The 22723-nt window shown below is 72.9% G+C and carries 25 protein-coding genes; 8 read left to right on the top strand and 17 right to left on the bottom strand.

The genetic code is table 11. The features are described 5' to 3' along the window. Positions 1-31: 31 nt before the first annotated feature. Positions 32-475: an ester cyclase gene (locus tag ACO229_RS04365; RefSeq protein ID WP_423463915.1), complete on the top strand. Its 444-nt coding sequence runs from the start codon at positions 32-34 to the stop codon at positions 473-475. A gap of 74 nt (positions 476-549) precedes the next feature. Here the strand turns inward: ACO229_RS04365 and ACO229_RS04360 are convergent, their stop codons facing one another. The 10 genes from ACO229_RS04360 to ACO229_RS04315 all read right to left on the bottom strand — a co-directional run bounded on the left by ACO229_RS04360 (position 550) and on the right by ACO229_RS04315 (position 9802). Next, positions 550-804, bottom strand: coding sequence for an ABC transporter permease (locus tag ACO229_RS04360; protein WP_423463914.1), 255 nt, complete (start codon positions 802-804; stop codon positions 550-552). A 346-nt stretch (positions 805-1150) separates the two neighbouring features. Then, a complete protein-coding gene (locus ACO229_RS04355) occupies positions 1151-2032 on the bottom strand; it encodes a manganese catalase family protein (protein ID WP_423463913.1) in 882 nt (293 codons plus the stop codon). 183 nt (positions 2033-2215) lie between these two features. Continuing rightward, positions 2216-2401, bottom strand: coding sequence for a hypothetical protein (locus ACO229_RS04350; RefSeq protein ID WP_423463912.1), 186 nt, complete (start codon positions 2399-2401; stop codon positions 2216-2218). A 26-nt stretch (positions 2402-2427) separates the two neighbouring features. Further along, entirely contained in the window at positions 2428-4380 is a 1953-nt protein-coding gene (locus ACO229_RS04345; RefSeq protein WP_423463911.1) for an amino acid transporter, read from the bottom strand. 83 nt (positions 4381-4463) lie between these two features. Beyond that, a complete protein-coding gene (locus ACO229_RS04340) occupies positions 4464-5105 on the bottom strand; it encodes a glycosyltransferase (protein WP_423463910.1) in 642 nt (213 codons plus the stop codon). Then, on the bottom strand, positions 5102-5551 hold the full coding sequence (locus ACO229_RS04335) for a UDP-N-acetylglucosamine--LPS N-acetylglucosamine transferase (protein ID WP_423463909.1): 450 nt from the start codon (positions 5549-5551) through the stop codon (positions 5102-5104). Before ACO229_RS04335 ends, ACO229_RS04340 begins: the two co-directional genes overlap by 4 nt. Positions 5552-5637: 86 nt before the next feature. Further along, complete coding sequence (locus ACO229_RS04330; RefSeq protein ID WP_397430560.1) at positions 5638-5988, bottom strand: hypothetical protein; 351 nt, start codon at positions 5986-5988, stop codon at positions 5638-5640. A gap of 94 nt (positions 5989-6082) precedes the next feature. Further along, entirely contained in the window at positions 6083-8017 is a 1935-nt protein-coding gene (locus ACO229_RS04325; protein WP_423463908.1) for a sigma-70 family RNA polymerase sigma factor, read from the bottom strand. 180 nt (positions 8018-8197) lie between these two features. Further along, positions 8198-8671, bottom strand: a complete 474-nt coding sequence (locus tag ACO229_RS04320; protein ID WP_397418806.1) for a hypothetical protein — start codon at positions 8669-8671, stop codon at positions 8198-8200. A 72-nt stretch (positions 8672-8743) separates the two neighbouring features. Beyond that, the gene (locus ACO229_RS04315; RefSeq protein WP_423463907.1) at positions 8744-9802 is read right to left on the bottom strand and encodes a Kelch repeat-containing protein; all 1059 of its coding nucleotides are present in this window, start codon (positions 9800-9802) and stop codon (positions 8744-8746) included. 132 nt (positions 9803-9934) lie between these two features. Here ACO229_RS04315 and ACO229_RS04310 point away from each other — a divergent pair, with 132 nt between their 5' ends. Next, entirely contained in the window at positions 9935-10792 is an 858-nt protein-coding gene (locus tag ACO229_RS04310) for a helix-turn-helix transcriptional regulator (RefSeq protein ID WP_397430564.1), read from the top strand. A 1-nt stretch (position 10793) separates the two neighbouring features. On the opposite strand, the gene ACO229_RS04305 is transcribed toward ACO229_RS04310, so the two are convergent. The 5 genes from ACO229_RS04305 to ACO229_RS04285 form a co-directional block, all read right to left on the bottom strand. Further along, complete coding sequence (locus tag ACO229_RS04305; protein ID WP_423463906.1) at positions 10794-11495, bottom strand: hypothetical protein; 702 nt, start codon at positions 11493-11495, stop codon at positions 10794-10796. Then, positions 11492-12052: an RNA polymerase sigma factor gene (locus ACO229_RS04300; protein ID WP_397418798.1), complete on the bottom strand. Its 561-nt coding sequence runs from the start codon at positions 12050-12052 to the stop codon at positions 11492-11494. Before ACO229_RS04300 ends, ACO229_RS04305 begins: the two co-directional genes overlap by 4 nt. Next, positions 12049-13170 carry an amidoligase family protein gene (locus tag ACO229_RS04295; RefSeq protein WP_423463905.1) on the bottom strand — a complete coding sequence of 374 codons (1122 nt, stop codon included), beginning with the start codon at positions 13168-13170 and terminating at the stop codon, positions 12049-12051. The genes ACO229_RS04300 and ACO229_RS04295 overlap by 4 nt, the downstream gene beginning before the upstream one ends. A gap of 3 nt (positions 13171-13173) precedes the next feature. Further along, positions 13174-13710 carry a hypothetical protein gene (locus ACO229_RS04290; protein ID WP_397418794.1) on the bottom strand — a complete coding sequence of 179 codons (537 nt, stop codon included), beginning with the start codon at positions 13708-13710 and terminating at the stop codon, positions 13174-13176. Positions 13711-13793: 83 nt separating this feature from the next. Then, positions 13794-14615 carry an SDR family NAD(P)-dependent oxidoreductase gene (locus ACO229_RS04285; RefSeq protein WP_423463904.1) on the bottom strand — a complete coding sequence of 274 codons (822 nt, stop codon included), beginning with the start codon at positions 14613-14615 and terminating at the stop codon, positions 13794-13796. A 62-nt stretch (positions 14616-14677) separates the two neighbouring features. Here ACO229_RS04285 and ACO229_RS04280 point away from each other — a divergent pair, with 62 nt between their 5' ends. Then, on the top strand, positions 14678-15274 hold the full coding sequence (locus ACO229_RS04280; RefSeq protein ID WP_423463902.1) for a TetR/AcrR family transcriptional regulator: 597 nt from the start codon (positions 14678-14680) through the stop codon (positions 15272-15274). Positions 15275-15315: 41 nt separating this feature from the next. On the opposite strand, the gene ACO229_RS04275 is transcribed toward ACO229_RS04280, so the two are convergent. Both ACO229_RS04275 and ACO229_RS04270 read right to left on the bottom strand, forming a co-directional pair. Continuing rightward, the gene (locus tag ACO229_RS04275; RefSeq protein WP_423463901.1) at positions 15316-16497 is read right to left on the bottom strand and encodes an oxygenase MpaB family protein; all 1182 of its coding nucleotides are present in this window, start codon (positions 16495-16497) and stop codon (positions 15316-15318) included. A gap of 81 nt (positions 16498-16578) precedes the next feature. Next, the gene (locus ACO229_RS04270; RefSeq protein ID WP_423463900.1) at positions 16579-17547 is read right to left on the bottom strand and encodes an AraC family transcriptional regulator; all 969 of its coding nucleotides are present in this window, start codon (positions 17545-17547) and stop codon (positions 16579-16581) included. Positions 17548-17704: 157 nt separating this feature from the next. Between ACO229_RS04270 and ACO229_RS04265 the strand changes: the two genes are divergently transcribed. The 5 genes from ACO229_RS04265 to ACO229_RS04245 all read left to right on the top strand — a co-directional run bounded on the left by ACO229_RS04265 (position 17705) and on the right by ACO229_RS04245 (position 22705). After that, positions 17705-18097, top strand: coding sequence for an ester cyclase (locus ACO229_RS04265; protein ID WP_423463899.1), 393 nt, complete (start codon positions 17705-17707; stop codon positions 18095-18097). A 466-nt stretch (positions 18098-18563) separates the two neighbouring features. Next, complete coding sequence (locus ACO229_RS04260) at positions 18564-19550, top strand: alpha/beta hydrolase (RefSeq protein WP_423463898.1); 987 nt, start codon at positions 18564-18566, stop codon at positions 19548-19550. A gap of 9 nt (positions 19551-19559) precedes the next feature. After that, positions 19560-20924, top strand: a complete 1365-nt coding sequence (locus tag ACO229_RS04255; RefSeq protein WP_423463897.1) for an ABC transporter substrate-binding protein — start codon at positions 19560-19562, stop codon at positions 20922-20924. Then, positions 20925-21878 carry a carbohydrate ABC transporter permease gene (locus tag ACO229_RS04250; protein WP_397430577.1) on the top strand — a complete coding sequence of 318 codons (954 nt, stop codon included), beginning with the start codon at positions 20925-20927 and terminating at the stop codon, positions 21876-21878. Continuing rightward, a complete protein-coding gene (locus tag ACO229_RS04245) occupies positions 21875-22705 on the top strand; it encodes a carbohydrate ABC transporter permease (protein WP_397430578.1) in 831 nt (276 codons plus the stop codon). The genes ACO229_RS04250 and ACO229_RS04245 overlap by 4 nt, the downstream gene beginning before the upstream one ends. Positions 22706-22723 lie beyond the last annotated feature (18 nt).

The raw sequence follows: 22723 nt of genomic DNA, 5'->3' as shown, positions 1-22723 counted from the left end.
CCGATCGGTCTGTACCGCGAAAGGAGCAACCATGTCCCGTCCCACCCGCGACGAGCTCGTGGCCCGTCTGATCCGCGCAGGCGAGCTCGAGATCTCCGGCGAGAACCCCGAGGAGGTCGCCGGCTACTTCGACACCGATCGTTTCCGGTTCCACGGGCCCGACGGCTTCGAAACTGACTTCGCAGGCCTCGACGCCTACTTCGCCTCCCTGCGTACTGCCTTCGACGACCGAACAATACGCCGCGGTGTCATTGTCGTGGAGGGCGACCGGCTGGCCTGCCAGACGTGGATCGAGGGAACCTTCGTCCGCCCGTTCACCCAGTCACCGGTCGGCCTGCTGGCCCCCAACGGCGCCCGGGTCGTCTGGGACCTGATCAACATCTTCCGGTTCGACGACGAAGGACGGATCGTCGAGGAACACGTCCGCACCGACAACCGGGCCGTCCTGCGCCAGCTCGGCACCGACGCGGCCTGACGAGATCTGCCCGGCCGGCGGTGCGGTGGGCCAGATCCGACCGACCCCACCCACCGCACCGCGCGATCAGGAGTTCAGGGCCGCGGTGGGCGGGGTCCTGGCGGCGTGGACCGCCGGGTACACGCCACCGCCCCGATCACTAGGGTGGCGCCCACGCCGGTGACGATCGCGACCGGCGGCAGCGCGAACGGCCAGCCGGTGACGCCGCCCATGACCACCGTCCCGGCCGCGCCGAACGCGCTACCCAAACCTCTGGTGGCGCCCAGCGCGCGGCGCAGGCCGATCTCGCGTCGTCGTTCCAGCACCGAGATGATCATGGTGTTAGCCACGCCGAGGCTGCCTACCAGCAGCGCGATCGAGCCGAGCCCGAGCAGAACTTCGTGAAGTCCTGCGCCCCTTTGGCCAGAGCAGCCTTGACGACCTCCAGGTTGGACTCCTCCTGGGGTGTACCGCATCCCTTCCTCCAGTGTGCAGTGGTTGGCTGTGCCGAGGTTGTCGCCGGTAAGAGCCGGCTGGTCGGGCAACCGTCTATGTCGTGGGCCAGGCGCCGGCGGACAGATCTTCTGAACCAGGATCCGCGTTGGCGGAACGCTGGCAGACCCCCAGGTCACACGTGTGACCTGGGGGTCTGCCAGACGTCTTGCTGCTACCCGGCCGAGGCGTCGTCCGGCCGGGTCACTCCTTGTGGAGCGCGTCCTGGGCGGCACCCATCGCCTTCTCCACCGGCTCCGGCATGCCCGTGGTCCCGTGCAGCCGTACGTCGGGCTTCGTGGGCGGCGGGGCCGGCACGCCCGCGGGCGGCTCCGGCACGTACTCGAACTCGCCCTTGCCGTCCGGCGTCGGACCGCTGGCCCAGGAGCCCTCGCCCGCGGACTGCCCGTCCGAGAAGTTGATGTACTGGTAGGACACGTCGCGGTCCTCCTTGCCGATCGGGAACGTGCTCGGCACCGGCAGGTCTTCCACGCCCTCCGCGCGCAGCTCCGCCGCCGCAGCGATCCACTGGTTCTGGTGCATCGTGTCCCGGGCCAGCAGGAACGACAGCAGGTCCCGCACGCCCGGGTCGTCGGTCATGTGGTAGAGCCGGGCCACCTGCAGCCGGCCCTGCATCTCGGCGTTCGCGTTCGCCGTGAAGTCGGCCAGCAGGTTGCCGCTGGCGGTCACGTACCCGGCCGACCACGGGTTGCCGTTGGAGTCGACCGGCCGCGCTCCCGCACCGGCCACGATCGCGTGCTGCGGATCGGTACCACCGATGATCGCCGCGACCGTCGGGTCCTCCTGCATCGCGCCCTCGGTCACGCCCAGCGGCGCCTTCTCCAGCAGCTGGGCGATCATCGTCGCGAGCATCTCCACATGCCCCATCTCCTCGGCGCCGATCCCGTACAGCAGATCGCGGTACTTGCCGGGCATGTGCGCGTTCCAGGACTGGAACCCGTACTGCATCGCCACGGTGATCTCCCCGTACTGACCACCGAGCACCTCCTGCAGCTTGCGCGCATACACGGCGTCGGGCCGTTCCGGCTTGACCTCGTGCTGCAGCTCCTGGCGATGGAAGAACATAGCCCTGCTCCCTCGGTCGACTCGGCACGGCACGAACCCCCGGTCTCGGGGACCCGTACCACTGGAACCGCCCGCCCCGCCCCGTGCGAACGGTGTCTCCACTGTCGCCACCCGCTTCGCCCACTCGCACGTCGAGAGCGCGCAGACGCCGCTGCGCCTCCGGCACGGCCGGACCGGCGTCGCTCAGGCCAGCAGCCGTTCCGTCATGTCCCGGAGCCGGGCCCGCGCGTCGGCGGCCGAGCCGGCGGGTGGTGTCCCCGCGGCCCGCACCATCGTCGTGTCAAGAAACGTGCCCGGGTGCGCCTCCGTCGCGGCAGGGAAGGACCGCTGCCCCGCCGCGGCGGCTCGCACCACCGGGACGGGGACCACCCTCCGTGCTGCCGGCCGGTGACCGGTCAGCCCACGTGCACGTGCGGCCGAAGCTCCCGGTCGGGCTGAGCCCGCCGCAGGATCTCGCGCGTCACGGGGGCGACCTCGCCGGAGCCGAACAGCAGGAACCGCACGAGGTTCGAGACCGGGTTGCCCTCGGTCCACTCGAAGTACACGTGCGGACGGGTACCGGTGCGCTCCTGCACGGTCAGGAGCAGCGCGGCGATGGCGTTCGGGACGGACGCGGAGCGCAGCGAGATGACGTGGAACCGGCCCTCGCGGACCTCGCCACGACCCTCGACCACCGACTCGAAGTCGGACGGGTCGGTCACGGTGACCTCGACGAAGATGACGTCGTCCTGGCCTGTGAGGTCGTTGTCCTCGACGATCTGCTCGATCTTCGCCAGGTACTCGGCGCTGTCGCGGCCCTCGGGCTCGTTGGCGATGATGCGGACCTCCCGGCGGGACCGGTCCCGCAGGAACGACTCGGCGCGATGGTCCAGCACCAGGTCTGTCGTGCGCAGCTCGAAGGCCCGCGTCACGCGCGAGGCCAGGGACACGGCGACGATGCCCAGGATGAAGCAGGCACCGATCTTCACGCCGTCGGGCCGCTCGACCACGTTGGCGACCGTCGTGTACAGGAAGACGACGGTGATGACGGCGAAGCCCCACGCGCGGCGGCGCTGTCCGGCCCTGCGGGCCGCGAGGGTGACCGCGACGCACGCCGAGCTGAACAGCACCAGCACGCCGGTGGCATAGGCCCCGCCCTGCGCGTTGACGTCGGCGTCGAAGATCCAGGTGATGAGGAACGCGATCGCGATGATGACCACGACCAGCGGGCGCACCGCGGCGGCCCACTCGGGCGCCATGCCGTAGCGCGGCAGGTAGCGCGGGATGATGTTGAGCAGGCCGGCCATCGCCGAGGCCCCCGCGAACCACAGGATCGCGATGGTCGACAGGTCGTAGACCGTGCCGAAACCGTCCCCCAGGTACTGGTGGGCGAGGTACGCCAGGGCACGCCCGGACGCCGCGCCGCCGTCGGCGAACTCCTCGGCGGGGATGAGCCAGGTGGTGACCAGGCTGCTGGCGAGCAGGAAGCAGCTCATCGTGATCGCGGCGGCGGTGAGGAGCTTCTTCGTGTTGCGGATCCGGCCTGCGGGGTGCTCCGCGGTGTCCCGAGGGCCACCCTTGACGTGCGTCATCACGGCCACGCCCGTCTCGAACCCGGACATGCCCAGGGCCAGCTTGGGAAACACGAGCAGCGCGAGCGCGATGATCATGACGGGGTTGCCGTGCTGGGCCGTCAGCGCGGTGGCCCAGTCGGTGACCACGTGCGCCTCGCTGAAGACGTGCGCGAACGACACCGCGACGACCACGACGTTCAGGGCCAGGTAGGTCGCGACGATCACGACCGCGACACCGATCGCCTCGGTGAAGCCGCGCAGGAACACGGCGCCGAGCGCGGCCACCAGGCCGAGCGTGATCCACAGCTCCCCGCCCGCCATGAAGCTCTCGACGTGCGGGTTCTCGACGACGTGCGCCGCGGCGTCGGCCGCCGACAGAGTGATCGTGATGACGAAGTCGGTGGCGGCGAACCCCAGCAGCACCAGGACGAAGAGCTTGCCGTTCCAGAAGGTGAGCAGGCGTTCGAGCATGGCGATCGACCCCTGGCCGTGGGGGCTCTCGGCAGCGACGCGCCGATAGACCGGGAGCGCGCCCAGGAGGGTGAGCGCGACCAGGACCAGCGTCGCGATCGGCGACAGCACCCCGGCGGCCAGCGCCGCGATACCCGGCTGGTAGCCCAGCGTCGAGAAGTAGTCGACGCCGGTCAGGCACAGGACCTTCCACCAGGCATGGGTCCTGGCGGGCTCCCGCACGTCCGCGTGCGGCCCCAGGTGCTCCGCGCGCGAGGAGCTGTCCGCGAAGAACCAGGTGCGCAGCCGGGTCGCCGGACGCGGTGGGGCAGTAGTCACCGGCACAGTAAAGCAGCGGGTCCGGGGCCGCGAGACGGCATTGACGGAACGTTAGCGCTCGGTCGCGCTCGTCTCACCCGGCCTGGCACTCATCGTGCGTGCCGGGGCGCCGACGGCCGAGGGCCCCGGTGCTCGTCCCGGCGGCGGGTGAGCGCGGCGAACCGCCGCAACGTGGTGCCCGCCGGCCGGCTCGTGCCGGTGATCCGGTCGAGCTCGTGCTCGAGGCGCAGCGCCGCCGCACGGGTGCCGTGCTGCCGGGGCGGCACGACGCCCGTGGCCGGGTCGGCGGCCATCCGCGAGAGCTGTATCGCGACCTCCGGGACCGTCGGCGCCAGCCAGACGTGGCCCTGGTCGGCGAGCGCGAGCCCGGAGGTGAGCTGGTGGTCGTCCTCGTGCTCACGGAGGTAACGGCGGCGCGGGACCACGATCGGGCGGCGCCCGACCGCGTTCGCGTCCAGGACCGTGGCGGCACCGCCGTGCGTGACCAGCACGTCCGCCGTCAGGAACCGGTCGACGAGCTCCCCGCGCACGACGGTGCGCACGGCCTGCCCGCGCTGCGGAGGCTCGCTGTGACCGTGCTGGACCCACAGGTCCACCGGACGGTGATGGAGCTCGCCCCAGTCCTGCGCCCAGGCGTCGACGGCGCGCACCAGCCGGTCGAAGGGGTAGGGGCCGGTGCCGACCGACACGACGACCCGGAGCGGGGCGTCGCCGGCCCCGTGGCCGGTCACAGCGCGGTCCCGATCGTGACGGCCGCGGGGTAGAGCGCCTCCTGCGCCGCGCGCTGCGTGCAGACGACGTCGGCCAGCGGGTAGCAGAGGCGGCCGGCGGGTGTGGGGGCGTCGATCCGGTCGACGGCCTCGAGGTAGGCCGACCGGATGCCGAGGAGGCGGGCCGCGAGGAGGTACGACGCCGCGAGCCGTCCGCCGGTCGCCACGACCACGTCGGGCCGTTCCACCCGCAGCAGCCGGAGCGCGAGCACCGTGTTGCGGACGGTGTGCCCGCGGCCCCGGCGGTCAGGACCGTAGGCCCACGTGACCTCCTCGCCCGCCAGCGCGGCGCGGGCGTACGGCTCCTCCACGGTGACCCAGTGGCGGTCGTGCCGACCCCACCAGGCCCGCAACGACACGAGCTGGGACAGGCCTCCCCCGGTCGCCGTCACGAGCATGACGCGCATGAGCTCTCCTCTCGTACCTCGGCCCTCACACCACCCAGGACACGCCCGCGCCCTGCCGATGACGCGGGAACGCGGAGATCCGGGCGCTACCCGGGAGCAGCCAGCACGTCACGCGCGGTGCGCAGCGCGTCCTCGTGGCTCTCCGTGACGTCGTGGCCCGTCGCGGCGCCGTCCGCCGCGAACCCCGCGACGGTGTAGGCCCAGCGCGCCGGTTCGCCCGGGAGGCGCTCGATCACGACGACGAGGCGAGCACGCCCGGCATCGAGCAGCGAGACGGCGAGCCCGTCCCCGCCGAGCGTGGTGCTCGGGCCGAGGGCCGGGTGCACCTCCGCGTCGAGCGCGGCGGCCATGGCCCGCGCACGGCGGATCGCGGTGTCGTCCTGGAGCGGCTCCGGGACCGCCACCAGATGGCGGCGGTGCCGCGCCCTACTCGTCATCTGCCTGTCCTTCGAGCTCGCGGGTGGTTCCGCGAACCTGGACACGGCCGACCGCGAACGATGACGCCGGGCTACCGCCTACCGGAACCGCTGCTCACGGACCGGCCGCGAGGTCCGGGTCACCGGAGACACCCGGCACCACGGTGAACGTCCGCTCGACCCGCGCCCCGACCAGCTTCTGGGCCGGGTCCAGGTAGCGCACCCCCAGCGTGTGCTCACCCGGTGCCAGCCCGTACAGGACCAGCAGCTCGGGCCCGTAGCCGGCCGCCCGGACGACGGCGGCCCGCACGCCGTCGACCATTATCTCGACCTCGGTGCCGTCCTTCCCGGACAGGGCGACCACGGGTGCGGCGCTCCCGTCCGCGAGGTCGAGGATCGTGGGCGTGCTCAGGCGCAGCGGACCGATGGCGTCGCTCAGGGGCGAGACCTGGCCGCCCGACTCCTGCCGTGCCCGCAGGACGGTCCCCTCGGCGACCGGTGCATCGTCCTGCACGGTCGCCGCCCACCGCCCGTCCTCGTCCGCCAGCGTGCTGCCCACGGGGAGCCCGGACCCGTCGACGAGGACGACCTCGGCCCCCGGGACCCCGGTCCCGTGGACCGTCGGGAGGTACAGGCCGCGGTCCTGGACCCGCGTGACCGACGGCGCGGCCAGGACGGGCGTCGGTTCGGGCTCCGGTTCGGGCTCCGGTTCGGGCTCTGGTTCAGGTGTCGGCAGGACCGTCGGCTCGGGCGACGGCGAGACCGGCGCCGTCGGCTCGGGTACGGCGGTCGGCTCCGGTGTCGGGGCGACGTCGGAACCGGCCGGCTCGGCACTGCCCGGCCTCCCGGCGGGTTCGGCGGTGCTCGACCGACCGGGGTCGGCGACGGCCGCCGGCGGTGCCTCGGCGCGCTCCGGCGTGGCCGGGCGGGCCGGGCCCCGGCCGGCGTCGTCGTCCTGGCCGGGTGCGGCGGGCGACCCGCCGCGCCCGGCCGGCCGCTCCCCGGGCCGCCTCGGCCCCTCCTCCGGGGCCGTGCTCGCCGCGGCCTCCGCGACGACGTCCGACCGCGGACGGTTGATCAACGCGCTGGCGCCCAGCACGGCCACGGCCGCCACGGCGACCGCCGCGAGCGTGGCGGTCGCCGCGGACGCCGCCGAGGTCCCAGCGGCTCCCCCGCCCCCGGCGAGCCCGGCGCCACCCGACCCGCCACCGTGCGACACGGCCCCGGCTCCCCCGACGACGGCGCCGCCCCCGGCCCCGGCAGCCGGCCACAGCACACCCGATCCCAGGACCACCGGGACCAGCACCGGGACCAGCACCGCACGCAGGCTGTGCGAGAGCTCGGAGACCTCGGCCACGAGGACCGAGCAGGCGGGGCAGGTCGCGACGTGCTCCTCCAGCCGGCCGGACTCGCGCCGGCCCAGCCCGCCCCGCTGGTAGGCGCCCACGCGCTCCGCCACCCAGCGGCAGTCGCCGTCGACCGCCGCCGCCTGCACGTGCGCCTGCAGCCACGCCACCCGCAGGCCCTCGCGTGCGCGGTAGGCGAGCGCGGCCGCCGCGTTCGGGGTGACACCGAGGTAGGCCGCCGCCTCGCGGGCCGGGACGCCCTCGACCTCGGTGTACCAGAGGATGGACCGCCACTCCGGACGGAGGCTGCTGAAGGCACGACCGGTGATGGTCCGCGCGAGCAGCGGGTCCTCGAACATGGCGTCCGGGTCCATGGACGCCACCAGGTCGTCGAGCGGCGGCTCGTCCGCGCGGTCCCGCGCCCAGTTCATCGAGATGTTGCGCAGCACGGCGTAGAGGTACGGGCGGAAGGCCTCGCGTGGTCCGTTCCCGCCACGGAGCGCGGACAAGATCCGGACGAACGCCTCCTGGACCAGGTCGTCCGGGTCGAACCGCTGCGTGATCTGGCGTGCCGCACGCGCCGCGGCCTCGGCGTGCCGCTCCCAGAGCACCGCGAACGCCTGCTCGTCGCCGGACCGGACCCGCTCGGCGAGCGCGACATCGGACTCGTCGCCGGCAGGCGCCTGGGCAGAGGTAGCGGACATCAGATCGACTTTCCGGCGCATCGCACGGGGAGACGGGGCGAGGGCCGCTCCGGCGTCACGCGCGCGGGGGCGTCCCCGTCGCGGGAACATGTTCGCGATCCATCGTGCGGGGCGCCGTTGCGCGGGTCAACGGTGACGTCGGGCACACGGAGGTGCGTGGCAGCGGCCGTCACGGGACTGTCAGAGCGCCTCGAGCGCGTACGCGGCGCGCCGCACGCACGTCTCGACGCTGCCCACGGCCTCGACCTGATCCCACCGCACCGAGCCGTCCGGGGCGAACCAGCCCTGCGCCCGCATCGCGGCGGCGGCCAGCTCGATGCTCCTCGCCACGGGCCGCCCGTCCGCGGTCCGCAGGTGGTCCTGGGCGTCGAAGACCCAGCCCTCGCCCTCCGCGACCATCCGCGCGAGCTCGGTGTCGACCTTGCCGGCCGACAGGGAACGGGGGCCCTGCGCCTGGCGCGGCGCCGCGCCGTCGCCGGACCGGCGAGAGCCCTCGAGCACCCGGACGCACTCGGGACACAGGTGCCGCCACCCGGCCCGGCCGGACTGCCACAGCCGCCATCCCCGGTCACGCAGCGTTCCCGGGGAGGGACGGCCCTCGACGACCCGGTCCCAGCGGGCACAGCTGTCACACTCGATCATCCGGACGATCACGGCGGGCTCCTCGGTCTGCTGGTGGTGCGGGCATCACCTCCCTGGACACTGCGGAGCCCCGGCGATGACGCGTCACTCCGGCGTGAACGCCTCGGTGCGCGCGACGGCGAAGTTCCCGCCCACCTCGGTGCCCCCGCCGAAGGTGTAGACGACGTCACCGACCGTGGCGGCACCGAGCCCGTGCCGCGGCGTGGGCAGGTTTCCCACCTCGGTCCACTCGTCGGCCTCCGGGTCGTACCGCCAGACGTCGTCGTAGACCAGCGGCTCCGGGTGGTGCTGCTCGCCGCCGAACACGTAGACCGAACCGTCGTGCACGGCCGCGGCCAGACCACCGCGAGCCTCGGGCAGCGGGGCGACCGTCTCCCACTCGTCGGTGGCCGGGTCGTACACCTCGACCGTCGCGACGTTCTCCTGGACGGCGGAGCCGTCCTCGGCCAGCGAGAACTCCCGGCCGCCGATCACGTAGATCCGGTCGTCGACGACCGCCGACGCGGCGCTGTTCCGCAGGGTCGGGGCAGGAGCGAGTCGGGTCCACGTTCCGGTCGCCGGGTCGAACATCTCGTTCCTGTCGCTGTCGACGTGGGTCGTGAACGTCGTGGCGTCGGGTGTCTCCCGGACCCGCCCGCCGATGACGAACACCTGGTCCCGCACGCTCTCGATCACGAACTCGGCACGCGGTTCCGGCAGGTCGACGCCGGTGGACCAGGTGTCGTCGTCCGGCGAGTAGACGAAGGTGTCGGCCTCTGCCCGCCACCGGGGGAACCCGCCGCTGAACCCGCCGACGGCGTAGAGGGAGCCGTCCGCCTCGGCCAGGCCGATGTGGTGCCTGGCCTGCGGCAGCGTCGCCAGCCGCTGCCAGGCGTCGGCGACCGGGTCGTAGGCGTCGAAGTGGGCGGACACCCCGGTGTTGGGGTTGAGGAGTCCCCCGGCCACGTAGATCAGGTCGTCGACGACCTCGGGGTAGAGCTCCTGGCGTTCCAGGGCCATGGGCGCACGCACCTGCCAGGCGCCCGTCCGGTCGGCGGACGTCCGGGACGAGGCCGGCGCGGCGGTGCACGCCGCCAGCATCGCGCCGACGGCGAGCACGGCAACGGTCGCGCGGGGTCGTGGGGCAAGGAGCTGTCTGGTCACGGTGGATCCTCCGTCTGTTCGTGGTCTCTGCGTGGTCTGTTCGCGAGGAACCCACGGTGCAAGACCTCGCAGGCGTGAACCAGGGGACGTGATCCCCTGTGACCGCCACCCCGCGCACGTGATACTCGGGGCATGAGAACCACCGGGTACGCCGAGCTGGGCGCGTTCCTGCGCTCGCGCCGCGATCGGATCCGGCCCGAGGACGTCGGGCTGGTGCCTGGTCCCCGACGCCGCGTGCCCGGCCTGCGGCGGGACGAGGTGGCCCAGCTGGCGGGCGCCTCCGTGGACTACTACAACGAGCTGGAACGCGGCGCCGGCTCCCAGCCCTCCGAGCAGATGCTCGCCGCACTGGGCCGGGCGCTGCGGCTGACCGACGACGAGTGGAACCACCTCTACCACCTGGCCGAGCGGCCCGTGCCGCCCGCGGGCAGCCCCGCCTCGCACGTCGAGCCCGGGATGCTGGACCTGCTCACCCGCCTGGGCCCGACGCCCGCGAAGATCATCACCGACCTGCACGTGACGCTGGTGCAGAACCCGCTCGCCGTCGCCCTGGTGGGCGATCACTCCCGCTTCACCGGCAGGCAGGCCAGCTTCGCCTACCGCTGGTTCATGGACCCGGCGTCCCGCGCCGTCTACCCCGAGGCCGACCATGACGCCCAGTCCCGGGCCTTCGTCGCCGACCTCCGCGCGGGAGCCGCCCGCCGGGGCAGCAGGGACACCGAGGCACGGTCGATGATCGCCGAGCTGCAGGAGGGTTCGGCAGAGTTCGCGCGGCTCTGGGACAGGCACGACGTGGCGTTCCGACGCCGGGGCCGCAAGCGCATCAACCATCCCGAGCTCGGTCTGATCGATGTCAACTGCCTCAACCTGTTCAGCGAGGACGGCCGGCAACGGCTGCTGTGGTTCACCCCCACGCCCGGCACGGACAGCGCCGAGCTGCTCGACCTGCTCGCCGTGATCGGCACACAGGCGCTGACCGAGCCGTCCTGAGTCAGGGCAGCGGGGGCGTCTCGCCGTCGAGCAGCATCTCGGCGGCGCGCGCCTTCGCCTCGTAGGCGTCGACGCGCCACAGCTCCGCGAGCCGCTCCGCGTCCTCGAACGTGTACCCGGCCTCGCGGTAGGCCTCCTCCTCCGCCTCGTCCAGGTACGGCACGGGCGAGCCGTCGGCCGCGGTCCCGCCGGGCGCCACCGGGAGCTTCTCCCCGTCGAGGATCATCTGGCCCGCGCGGGCCTTGGCCTCCAGCGCATCGACATGCCACAGCTCACGGAGGTCCTCGAGGTCTGCCGCCGTGTACTCGGCGCCCCAGAACGCGTCGTGCTGCTCGCGCGTGTAGCCGCGGGGCATGGACGACCACTCGACGCCGACGGCCTGGGCGATACCGTCCACGGCGACCGCGAACGGGGTGTAGGGGTCTGCCGCGGCGGCCGCCCCCGCGCCCACCACGCCCAGGGCCGACGCGACCACGCCCGTGACCGCTATGGCGCCCACGCGCCGGTGCGGCGGCACGACGCCGTCCCGGCCGTCGACCGCCGCGAGGCGGTCGGCGATCCGCCGGGCGGTCGCCGCGACGTCGTCGTCGCCGGGCTCACGTGACCTCAGGGCCGCTGCGATGTGCAGGGCGAGGTCGTCGGGCCCGTCCTCGCCCTGCCGGGGTCCTTGCGCCGGCGTGCCGGCGGTGGGGTCCTGGGTCATGGTGCCTCCATGAGGGTCGGATCGGTGCTGCGGAGCGTGGCCAGGGCACGCGAGGCGTGGGAACGGACGGTGGCCGGCGACGTATCGAGCACGGTAGCGATCTCGGCGTCGGCCAGCCCCTCGTAGTAGCGCAGTACGAGCACCGTGCGCTGACGGGCGGGGAGCTGCGCGAGGCGGTGCCAGACGGCGTCCTGCCGGGCGAGGTTCTCCGCGGGGTCACCGCCGGCGCCGGCGTGGCCGGCCAGGGCGTCGTCCGCGGTCGGGCGGATCATCCGCACGTGCCAGCGCCTGCGCCAGGACAGGTGCTCGTTGGTGACCATGCGCCGCAGGTACAGGTCGGGCCGCTCGGTCAGGGCGATGCGGTGCCACCGCTGGTGCGCTCGCAGCAGCACCTCCTGCACCAGGTCCGCGGCGGTGTGCTGGTCGCCCACCAGCACGGTCGCGTACCGGATCAGGCCGGGCAGGTGCGTCCGCACCAGCTCGCCCAGCGTCCCGGCCTGGTTCTCCCCGTCCGGGCCGCGCACGGGAACCGGGGCCGGTCGCGTCCGGCTCGTCATCGGCCGGCCCCGTCCGCCGCGAGCGCCCGCAGTGCGGCGACCGGGTCGGACGCCGCCGCGGCGCCCGGTCGCGGGACGGGCGCGTCGTCGAGGCACCGCCGTACCAGGCCCTCGACGAGCGCGGCTCTCCGGAGGACGTCCTCGCTCTCCAGCGCCCCGGGCAGGATCCGTACCTCGACCGTGTCCCGGACCGGGTGCGGTGCGACGAGCTGGGTGAGGTTCACGTCGGCGTACTTCGTCAGCCCGATCTCGCGGGCGCCCGCGGCCAGCTCCGCCCAGGTCCGGCCGGCCCCGGGCGGGACCGGACGCTCCACGAGCCGGAGCAGCTCCGCGGGCAGCGGAGCCAGGCGGCGACAGGCCGGGTTGGTGCCCAGCGCCTCCCACAGCGGCTCGCGCCAGTGCCCGAAGAGCCGGACCAGGTTGGCGAACGCCGCGGGCCGCCGGAACGGTGCGCCGTCCAGGTGCAGGTGGACGGCGGCCTCGGCGGGCACGGTGAAGCCGAGGTCGCGCGCGGTGCCCAGCAGCCCGTCGAGCACCGCGCCGTGGTTCGCGCCGACCGGCGGGGTGACGATCTCGCAGGGCCGCTCGCGCCCGGCCGGCAGCGGCATGGCGACGGCGACCGTGGCTCCCGCGGTGTCGTTCACCCGTGCCGCCCCGCCCCTCATCTCCACCCGGGTGCCGAAGAGCTCGGCCACCGGTGCCAGCACCTCGGGCAGGGCGGCGTCGGGATCGGTCGACCGCTCGATCAGCCGCAGCAGGCGCGGCTCGTCGCACAGCACCCGGTACCACCCGCGGTGCCCGGGCCTGGTGGTGGTTCCGGCCAGGTCGGCCACCAGGGTGATGTCGTCCACGAGCCTCGCCACGGGAGCGCCGTCGCCGTCGACCACGTCGAACGCCGGGGAGAGGTGGCGGAAGACGCCGACGCCCGGCACCGCCGACGGCTCGCTGTCGGTGTGGAAGGACCGGCGCACCTCACCGCCGGTCCGGGCGGCGAGAGCACGTGCCAGCACCTGCCGGTCGGAGCCGGCGGGCGCGAGCAGCTCCATCTCGAAGCCGATACGCAGCGTGAGGGTGTCGATGGCCGCCTCCTGGCGAGTCGTCGGCGGTGCCGGGCGCACGGATCAGCTACCGGACGTCGTGGCAGCGTCCAGGGGCAGGTCCTCGCCGTCAAGCACCATCTGGCCGGCGCGGACCTTGGTCTCCACGTACTCGGTGTCCCACAGGGCGCTCAGCTCCTCGACGTCCTCGGACGTGTAGCCGGCGTCGAGGAACGCGGCGGTCGCCGCCTGCTCGTCCGCGGGGAGCTCGGGGGTGGTGTGCGTGCCGGGTGCGAACGGGAGCTGCTCGCCGTCGAGGATGGCCTGGCCGGCGCGGGACTTGGCCTCGGTCTCGTCGAGCGACCAGAGCTCCTGCAGCGCCGCGAGGTCCTCGCCGCTGTACTCGGCGCCCCAGAACGCCTCGTACTGCGCCTGCGTGTAGCCGTCGGGCAGGTCGGACCAGTCGACGCCGGCGGCGTGCACGGCGGTGCCGACCGCCTGGCCGAAGGCCGAGGCCGGGTTGGCCGCGGCCGCCATCCCGGCACCGGTGACGCAGAGGGTCGTCACCGCGACGCCGATGCCGGTGAACCGAAGGGTCTTCGAACGGAGAATGCTGGTCACGTGGACCTCCAGGTGAGCGGAACGTGCTTGCTCCCTTAAGACGCCGCTCGACGCCGAGATGTGGAGCCGGGGCGGTCACGACCTCAGCGGGCGGGCGCGGCAACCCGCGTGTCGCGCGAGCGGCCGCCGAACTGCCCGGAGAGGATCACGGCGCGGCGGCGGGTGAAGAACCGGCCCGCCTCCACCGTCATGCCGTTCACCCGGCCCGAGACGACGCTGGGCCGGCGGTTGCCGCGGTCCAGCGAGCGCAGGCCCGTCTCGACGACCCGTTCGGGCGTCTGGTAGCTGCCGTTGTAGGCGCCGCCGGCGAGGTCGTCGAAGAACTCGGTGCGGGTCAGGCCGGGGGCGAGGGAGAGCACGCGCAGCCCGCTCGAGCGCGACTCGTACCAGAGCGCCTCGGTGAAGCTCAGGACGAAGGCCTTGCACGCCCCGTAGACGGCCATGTCGGGACTGGGCATGTAGGCGGCCATGCTCGCGACGTTGACCAGGATGCCGCGACCTGACTGACGGAGCGGCTCGATGAACGCGCGGGAGATGTCCACGAGGTTGGCCACGTCGACGGCGATCTCGTCCTGCAGGCGGTCGGGGTCCTCCTCGTGGAACGGCCCGTCGGTACCGAAGCCGGCGTTGTTGACGAGGCTCGTCACGGTGAGGCCACGCGCTGCGACCTCGTCGGCGAGGGCTCGTCCGGCTCCTCGCGTGCTGAGGTCGAGCGCGATCGGGGTGGCGCGCACGCCGTGGTCGCGTTCGAGCTCACCCGCGAGCGCCTCGAGGCGGTCGAGGCGGCGGGCGACCAGGATCACGTCGGAGCCGCGCCGTGCGAGAGCGCGGGCGAACGCGACGCCGATGCCGGAGCTGGCGCCGGTGACGATGGTGGTCTGGGACGTGAAGTCGACGGGAGTCATACTGCACTGTAGGCAGTTTGTTGCACCGGATGCAAGACATGTACCGAGGGTAGGGTGAGCCCATGGATCCACAGCCTGATGGCCTGACGCTGCGCGAACGGACACGGCGGGCCGTCCATGCCGAGATCACCGACACAGCTCTGCGCCTGTTCGTGGAGCAGGGTTACGAGGCGACGACCGTCGACCAGATCGCGGCCGCCGCCGGGATCTCGCGGCGGTCGTTCTTCCACTACTTCGGGAGCAAGGAGGACGTCGTGATGGGCGACCTCGAGGCACTCGGGCTCCGTGTGCGCGACACGCTCGAGGCGCGCCCCGCGACGGAGACGGCGTGGGAGGCGCTCCGCGAGACCTTCATCGGCCTGCAGGAGCAGGCCAGCGACGCCGTGACCCCGCTGCAGATCGCCGACATGTACGCCGAGGCGCCGTCGCTGCGCGCGCGCCACCTCGAGAAGCACCTGCGCTGGCAGGAGCTGCTCGCGCCGGACATCGAACGGCGCCTGGGCATCGTGCCCGGCGCGACGGCCGACCCGCGGGCCCGCGCCGTCATCGCCGCGGCGCTCGCCTGCCTCGACGTCGCGGTGGAGACGTGGCGCCAGTCGGGCGGTACCAGCGATCCGGTGGACCTGTTCGACCAGGCCGTGGCCGCCCTCCGCGCCTGACCCACCCCAGGACCCCGCCATGGACGGGGGCCCGGGGCCGGTCACGGGGTCGCGACGTGGTCCTGGTAGGCGGTGCTGCTCTCCGTGAGCGCGGTGACCAGCCCACGCACGGTGCGCATGCCGTTCTCCACGGCCTGCTGCACGCCGCCGGGGACCTGCGCCTGGTAGTGACGCGACGCCGCCTCGGCCGCCGCGAGCAGCGGCAGCACCGCCGTGAGCGGCGAGTCCGGGATCCCCAGCGCCGCGGCGTCCTTGCCGTGATAGCGGCCGGCCAGTGCGTTCAGCAGGTCACGCCAGCCTGCCGCGTCCATCGGCGAGTCCGGCTCCGCGGCGAGCGTCGCCGTGGCGGCGTCGAACAGGGCCCCGACCAGCGCACGGCTGTTCTCGTCCGGCGGGGCCGTGGTCGAGTCCAGCAGGTCGAGCAGCTCACCGGCCCGCGCATGCTCCTCGACGTCGAGGAAGAACGTCTCGTCGAGGCCCAGCAGGTGGCCGACGTACCACCAGTAGCGGTACAGGCGGGACTGCTCGTCGGGTGTGAGCCGGTAGCCGATGCCCTCCAGGAACGCGAACGGCACGACGGTGAAGTCCAGCCAGGTGCGGGCGATGTCGGCCTGGTTGATCGGCACGCCCCAGCGGCCGGCGTCCCACCCGTGCGCCGTGGCCGAGGCCCGGACGCGTGCGTGCAGCAACCGGACCTGCACGGTCTGCACATAGCCGGGAGCGCCGTGCCGCAGCCCGCCGGGAAGGATCGTCGAGGCGTTCCACAGCCCGGTCTCGGCGAGCCGGCGCGGGGCCGCGGCGGTCAGCCGGCCCGTGCCCACGAGGAGCCGGGCGATGGCCGGGGAACGGTAGGTGTGCGCCAGGGAGCCGCCGGAGAAGGCCAGGAACCGCCAGTGCGGCGGCACGGCGAGCGAGATCAGGTCCCCGTCGTCCAGCAGCTCCCGTGAGACCCAGCCGGGCACGGTCTCCACGTGAGCCAGCAACGCGTCGACGGCCGGCGGGACGTCCGGCACGCTCGCCCGCCCCTCGGCGAGACCGCGTCGGAGCGCGGTGCGGGCGGGCCGGCCGAGCTCGTCGAACTCGAGGATCACGGCGTCAGCGAGCGGGTCCCCCACCTGCAGCATGCGCACCATGAGGTCGGCACGAGCACCGTGCCTGCTCCGGGCCGCCGGAAGGCCGACGACGCGGTCGGGAACGGACACGTGGATGTTCGAAGAGGTCATGCCGTCATTCAAGACATCCCCCGCGTCGGCAGCCACGGCCTGTCGATCCCCCTGTCGGGCCGCCGGCGCCGGCCCCGTCGCTCAGGCGACGCCGAGGGCCGGCGCCTCGCGAGGCTCCTCGGTCCCGGCCGCCCGGCGCGCACGGTCGCGGAACTGCTTCGGCGAGGCGCCGACCTCACGCCGGAACGCGGTGCTGAACGCGCTCTCGGACTCGTACCCCGTGGCGAAGGCGAGCTCGGAGATCGTCTGCGTGTCGCGCCGGAGAGCGTCACGCGCCAGGCTCATGCGCCACTGGATCAGGTACTCCAGCGGCGCGATCCCCACCTGCCGCTTGAACGACTTCGCGAATCCCGACCGCGACAGGTGACTGATCCCGGCGAGCTCCTGGACGGTCCAGCGGTGGGCCACGTCCGCGTGCATCGCCCGCAGCGCCGCGCCGATACCGTCGTCGACCAGCGCACCCAGCCACCCGACCGGGCGATCCGACTGCTCCGCGTGAGAACGCAGCACCTGGACCAGGAGGATCTGGACCAGGTGGTCGAGGATGAGGGAACGCCCGATGGCGCAGTTCCCGACCTCGCCGGACAGCAGCTCGGTCACGTAGGCCAGCGCACGGATCCGGGGGTCGTCGGCGCGAACGTGCACCAGCTCCGGCAGGACGTCGAGGAGGATCGGGGCGTTGAACTCGTCGAACCAGAAGTACCCGCCGCACAGGTAGGTGTCGTCGTCGCCCGACCCGGTACGCACGGCACCCTCCACGGCGGTCTCCCACAGCTGCGCGGCCGGCAGCGGCTCCACGGACGCGCCACTGCCCAGCACGTAGGCCGGCGGGTTGCTCAGCAGGTAGAAGTCGCCCTCACGCAGGTGGACCGGCTCACGCCCGTCGAGAGCCAACCAGGTCTCGCCGCGCACCACGCCCCCGATCTTGACGTGCGGGAACGCCTCGAACCGCACTCCCCATACCCCGCCGGCCCGCAGCGCCGGATAGACCACGGTACGAGGCCGGAGCAGCCCGATCGCGTCCGCGACCGGATCGCTCGCCTGCGGCACGGGCAGGAAAGTAGACGATGCGTAAGGAACGGCAGACGGCACGTTATGGATTCTAGCCGTGCACGCGCTCAGGCTTGCTCTGCGCCCGCACCTCGATCGCCGTCGGCGACACGAGGCAACCTGCGGGACGCAGCACCAGCCGAGAGGAAGAACCGACATGACCCACACCGAACTCCGCGAGCTCTACGAGCGCTACATCGCGGCGCTCAACGCCCACGAGCTCCACCGCCTCGACGAGTTCGTCGCCGACCAGCTCACGCACTTCGGCGACCCCGTCACCCGCGACCAGGTCCGCGCCGCACTGACCGCCCAGGTCGACGCCGTGCCGGACCTGACATGGCGCCTCGACGACCTCCGCGTCAGCGGCCACGAGATCGCCGCACGCCTGACCAACACCGGCACCCCGGTCAAGGAATGGCTCGGCGTCGCTCCCACCGGCGCCTCCTTCGAGATCACCGAGTACGCCCTCTACCGGGTCCACGACGGGCGGTTCGTCAACATGACCAACCTCCAGGACACCGACACCGCCAGGGAACAGCTGGGCGCCTGAGCACGAAAGCGTCGCACCGGTCCGGAAGGACCCGCCCACGCCAGCCCCTGGGGGAGCCGGCCCGCGAGGCGGCGGGCTCCCCCACGCTGCGCACCAGACGGCTGACCCGACCGCGGGCCACCGGGTCCACCGCATCACGAAACGGTTACACCACCCCCGGCCCCTTGGACACGCGAGCACCGGAGAGCTAGATTCAAAAGCACAGACTGACCAGTCAGTCGGTTTTGGACGACCGAGAACCCGCGAAGGAGCGGTTACTCCTCACCTGCCTGGTGGACCCGCAGGCCGGTACAGCTCAAGGAGGAGCTCCATGACGACACCGTTCGACCCCGTGCCTCGCAGGCAGGCCCGGCCCTAGCCGGTACCCCGACCGCACGGGTCCTGATCGACACCCCGAGCCCACGAAGGAGTGGTCGCTCGCGCCTGCCTGCCGAGGACCACAGGCCCAGCTCAAGGAGGAGCCCCCATGACGACACCGATGCCCAGCGCGCAGGTGCGGACGTACCTCGACTCCCTCGCGCCCCAGCCGAACTACTGGGGCCGTGACCTCGCCGCCCTGCGGAGACAGGCCCGCGACCACGTCCTGGCGGTCGGCGGCCCACCGGAGCACGTGGTCTCCGTGCAGACGGTCGACGCCGGCGGCGTCCCCTCGCGGCTCTACCGGCCGGGCGACGACGACGGCGACGTGCTGGTCTGGATCCACGGCGGGGGCTGGATGCTCGGCGACCTGGACTCGTGCGACGGCGTGGCGCGGGCGATCGCGAACCGTGCCGGGTGCGCCGTCCTCGCCATCGACTACCGGCTCGCACCCGAGCACCCGTTCCCGGCGGCGCTGGACGACTCGTGGGCCGCGGTCGGCTGGGCCCGGCGCACCTTCGACCGGGTCGCGGTCGGGGGCGACAGCGCCGGCGGCAACCTCGCCGCGGCGAGCGCCCTCCGGGCGCGGGACGCCCGGCTCGACCTGGTGCTGCAGCTGCTGGTGTACCCGGTGCTGGACAGCACCATGGACACCGCGGCCAAGCGGCGGTTCGTCGAGTCCTACGCCGGCTTCGCGGGCCGGGCCGACTACGGCAGGACGGCGTTCGAGCGGATCGGGTACCTGTGGGACGCCTACGTCCCGGACCGGCTGATGCGGCGGTCCCCGGTGGTCTCGCCGATGCACGCCACAACGCTGCGCGGTGTCCCTCCGACCGTCCTGATCACCGCCGAGCACGACATCCTGCGCGGTGAGTCCGTCGAGTACGCCAGGCGGCTGCGAGCGGACCGGGTTCCTGTCGAGGTCCACGACTACCCGGGGCAGATCCACGGGTTCATCGAGACCCTCGGCGTCATGGCGGACGCGACGGACGCCGTGGAGAAGGCCGCCTCGGCCCTGCGGCGCGCGTTCGCCGCCCGCCGGCCGGCTCGCCAAGCGGCGCGGAACGCGCCCTCATCGTCCGACCTTCACTCGTGAGGAGCTGTCATGCCTACCACCACCCTGTCCCGGCGAAGCCGCCGGCCAGCCCACCGGGCAGCGTTGCCCGTCGCCCTCGTCGCGCTCCTGGCCTCGTGCGGCGCGCCGGGCGCGCAGAGCCCCCTGTCCGACACGCCGGAGAGCGTGAGCACCAGCATCGGCGACACGCCGGTGACGCTGCAGGTTCTCGTCTCCACCCCCGACGTGGCGCTCTACGAGAAGCTCGGCCAGGCCTTCCAGGACGAGCACCCGACCGTGACCGTGCAGGTCACCGGTGAGGACTTCAACAACCTGACCACGAACGTCCCCCGGCTGATCTCGGGCACCGAGGTGCCCGACCTGGTCCGGCTCGCGTCCTTCGGCAACCTGGTCGAGGACGGGCTCCTGACCAACCTCGACCCGTACGCCGAGGCGTACGGATGGACCGAGTGGCCGCAGTCGCAGTTCGCCTCCACCCGCGTCGGGGAGGACGGCCGGCAGCGCGGCACCGGGCACCTGTACGGTGCCGGGCCAGGGTTCGGCCTGACGGGCGTGTACTACAACACGGCCCTCGCGGCCCGGATCGGGATGACCGAGCCGCCGGCCACGCTCGACGCCTTCGAGGAGAGCCTGCAGAAGGCGAAGGACGCCGGCCTGCTGCCGATGATGGTCAACGGCAAGGACGGCGGGCTGGCCTATCCGCTGCAGAACCTCCAGATGAACCATGCGGGTGGCACCCAGGTGGTCCAGGACTGGAACTACAACACGCCGGGCGCGAACATCGACACGCCCGCGCTGGTCGACGCCGCCGCCACGCTCCAGCGCTGGGGCCAGGAGGGCTACCTGCCCGCAGACGTCAACAGCATCGACCAGACGCAGGCACCCGCCCGGTTCGCGGAGGGTGAGGGCGTCTTCTTCCCGAGCGGGAACTGGCAGGCGCCGACACTCCAGGAGACCGGGAAGGGCGAGATCGGGTTCTTCCTCTTCCCGCCCGAGAAGGCCGGCGACCCCGTGACCGCGATGACGGCCGCCGGCGTGCTGGCCATTCCTACCAAAGCCGCCCAGCGCGACGTGGCGGCCGCGTTCCTGGACTTCATCCAGACGGACCCCGGCGCTCGTCAGAGCACCCTCGACCTCCTCGGCCTGCCGCCCGGCGGCCCGGCGGACGCACCGGCGCCGGACTCCGAGCCCGGATCCCTCGTCGCCGGCACCGTCGAGTCGTTCCAGACCCTGCTGGAGAGCGACGGCCTGGTCGACTTCATGTCGAACTCGACGGCGTCGATGCACGCCAGCACCCTGATCCCGCAGACACAGCTGCTCGTGTCCGGGAAGACGTCGCCGGCCGAGTTCTCGGCGGCGATCCAGGCGGACTACGAGAACGAGGCGGAGAAGTAGATGTCCAGGTACCCCCGCGGCTCGACCGCCCTGCGGCCGGCCCCCGAGGCAGAGGAGTCGCCCCCTCCCCCGCGTCCTGCCCGACGTCGCCGCCCGGCGCGGCGGTGGAGCACCCTGCTCTGGGTCGCACCCGCCCTGGCCATGTACACGGCGTTCGTCCTGTACCCGCTGGGGCAGTCCGTCCAGTTCTCGTTCTACGAGTGGGACGGCATCGGCCCCGCCACCCCGGCGGGCCTGGACAACTGGGTGGCCGTCTTCACCGAGCCAGAGCTGCTCGGGTCGGTCGCGCACGCGTTCGTCCTCATCTTCTTCTACGCCGCGCTTCCGGTCGGCCTGGGGCTCGTCGCGGCGAGCCTCGTCCGGGAGCTGCGCGCCGGGGCGTTCAGCACCACCGCCCGGGTGGTGCTGTTCGTCCCGCAGGTCCTGCCGCCCGTGGCGGCGGGCATCGCCTGGACGTGGATGTTCTCCACAGACGGGCTCGTCAACCAGACGCTCCGGGCCGTAGGCCTCGGGTCCGTGACCCGCGCGTGGCTCGGGGACTTCACGTTCGCCCTGCCGGCGGTCGGCGTCATCGGGTTCTGGCTGTCGTTCGGGTTCTGCACGGTCCTGCTGCTGTCCGGCATCGGCAAGATCGACCCGTCGCTCTACGAGGCCGCCCGCCTGGACGGAGCGGGCCGCGTGGGCGAGTTCTTCGCGGTCACGCTTCCCGGGCTCCGGCAGGAGATCGCCGTCTGCGCGACCATCGGCACCATCGCCGCACTGGCCAGCTTCGACGTGGTCCAGATCGCGACCCAGGGTGGCCCCGGCTACCAGACGATGGTGCCCGGCGTGGAGATCTACCGGCTCACCTTCCTGGAACAGCGGATCGGCCAGGCCTCGGCCCTGGCCGTGCTCCTCGCGGCGCTCGTCCTGCTCGTCATCTGGCCCATCCAGCGCATCGGGAGGCACGAATGAGCGCCGTCTCCTCACCCGTCCACGACCGCGTCACCCGGGCCGTCATCCTCCTGGCCCTCATGCTGTTCGCGATCCTGCCCCTGCTCAGCATGCTCACCGCCGCACTCGCACCGCAGAACAGCACGCCGCCCGGCCTCGCCTGGCCCGAGGATCCGCAGTGGAGCAACTTCGCGGACGCCTGGACCTCGGCGAACTTCCTCGCGCTGTTCCGGTCGAGCGTCCTGATCGTGCTCGGCGTCGTCCCCGCTGCCGTCGCCATGGCCGCCGCGGCCGGGTACGCGCTCGCACAGCTCGACGTGCCCGGCGGCAGGTTCGTGGAGGTGCTCCTGCTCGTCGGCCTGACGCTGCCGTTCGAGGCGCTCATCACCCCGCTCTACTACAACCTCCGCGACATGGGGCTGCTCGGTACCCGGTGGGCCGTCATCCTGCCGCTCATCGGGCTGCTCATGCCGTTCGGGGTGTTCTGGATGCGGGCAAGCTTCCGCACCATGGAGACCGCCCTGACCGAGGCGGCCAAGCTCGACGGCGCCTCCACGTGGCAGATCTTCCGCCGGGTCCAGCTGCCGCTCGCGGTGCCGGCGCTGTCGGCGCTCACGATCCTGTTCTTCCTGGCGACCTGGAACCAGTACCTGCTGCCGCTCGTCCTGGTCGACGACCCGACGATGCGTACGGTTGCGGGGGGCCTGGGTGCTTTCCAGGGTGAGCACGGGACGAACATCGCACTGCTGTGCGCCGGTTCGCTGCTGATCATCGCACCTTCCCTGCTGGTATTCCTCTTCTTTCAGCGACACTTCGTCAAAGCCCTTCTTCAGGGCGCCGTGAAGTAAGGAATATCGCGCACGGAA

This window comes from Promicromonospora sp. MS192, assembly GCF_049532985.1.
Taxonomy (GTDB): Bacteria; Actinomycetota; Actinomycetes; order Actinomycetales; family Cellulomonadaceae; genus Promicromonospora.
Note: the sequence above shows the minus strand (reverse complement) of the source record. Positions and strands in the feature narration are given on the sequence as shown.